The sequence below is a fragment of the Dietzia sp. Cai40 genome (assembly GCF_014145165.1).
GTDB lineage: Bacteria > Actinomycetota > Actinomycetes > Mycobacteriales > Mycobacteriaceae > Dietzia > Dietzia natronolimnaea.
The window spans coordinates 1-1,520 of the sequence record NZ_JAALEB010000494.1 but is presented as its reverse complement, the minus strand read 5'-3'; the positions used below and the strand labels follow the sequence as shown (position 1 = coordinate 1,520).

1 protein-coding gene is annotated in these 1,520 nt (G+C 65.7%); it reads right to left on the bottom strand.

The features are described from left to right. Positions 1-88 precede the first annotated feature (88 nt). Positions 89-1,348 carry an IS256 family transposase gene (locus G6022_RS16340; protein WP_182640272.1) on the bottom strand — a complete coding sequence of 420 codons (1,260 nt, stop codon included), beginning with the start codon at positions 1,346-1,348 and terminating at the stop codon, positions 89-91. Between the last annotated feature and the right edge of the window lie 172 nt (positions 1,349-1,520).

Here is a 1,520-nt window from a genome sequence, read left to right as displayed (position 1 = left end):
CATCACCGAGCACTGGACAGCCGAAGGGAAGCTGTACCGGCCAAGCCCCTGGTATTGGTGTAACTGGTTTTTGATCCTTCGTTGGTGATCAGGCGGGTAGTTGGATCAGTGGATCGGTGGTCACCTCCGTCGGCGAGCTGGTGTCGGTGTTGGTGGTCAGTGTGAGTCGGCATCGGCTGAGGACTTCGAGGCCGAGGTAGCGGCGTCCTTCGGCCCATTCGTCGGTCTGTTCGGCCAGGACTGCGCCGATGAGGCGGATGATGGCGTCGCGGTTGGGGAAGATCCCCACGACGTCGGTGCGGCGGCGGATCTCCCGGTTGAGGCGCTCGGTGGGGTTGTTGGACCAGATCTGTCGCCATACATCGTCGGGGAACGTGGTGAAGGCGAGCAGGTCCTCGCGGGCATCACCGAGGTGGTCGGCGACCTCAGGCAGGCGCCCGTCGGTGTACTCCAGGAGTCGGTCGAACTGTTCGTGCACCGCGGTCGGGGTGGGCTGGTCGTAGACGCTGTGGAGCATGGCTTTCACGGCCGGCCACATGGACTTGGGGCACTCGGCCATGAGGTTCGCCGCGTAGTGGGTGCGGCAGCGCTGCCACGCCGCGCCGGGCAGGTTCGCTGCGATCGCGTCCACGAGCCCGGCGTGGGCATCGGAGGTCACCAGGCGCACCCCGCCCAGGCCGCGGGCGACCAGGTCGGCGAAGAAGGTGTTCCATGAGGCTTTGGTCTCGCTGGTGGCGACCTGCATCCCGAGGACTTCGCGGTGGCCGTCGCCGTTGACTCCAGTTGCCAGCAGGACGGCGGCCTTGACGACCTGGTTGTTCTCGCGGACCTTGATGGTCAACGCGTCGGCGGTGACGAAGGTGAACGGTCCGGCCTCGTCCAGGCGGCGGTGGCGGAACGCGGCGACCTGCTCGTCCAGGTGTTCGGCCATCCGTGAGACCTGCGACTTGGACAGTGAGTCGATGCCGAGGGTCTTGACCAGTTTGTCCATCCGGCGGGTGGACACCCCGGCCAGGTAGCAGTCCGCCACGACGGTGATCAACGCGGACTCGGCTCGCTTTCGGCGCTCGAGCAGCCACTCAGGAAAGTAGCTGCCCGAGCGCAGCTTTGGGACAGCGACGTCGACGGTGCCGACGCGGGTGTCCAGGGGCCGGTGGCGGTAGCCGTTGCGGCGGTTGGTGCGCTCGGCGGACCGGGCGTTCCACTCGGCGCCGCACACGCTGTCGGCGTCGGCCGAGAGCAGGGCGTTGATCATGATCTGCAGCAGCTCGCGCATCAGATCCGGGGATGCGTCGGCGAGGGCTTGGCCAAGCAGGCCTGCAGGGTCGACAATGTGGGGTGCGGTCATCGTGATGACTCCGTTCGAGGATTCTGTGAAAGGTTGACTCGAAGGATCACACGGTGGCCGCTCTACATCCGTGTACAACACGTAATCGCAGACGATCTCGGCCACCGAGTTACACCACTCTATGGGGCACTACTGCTGTACCTGTGCGCGATCAAAGACGTCTACTCGGGGC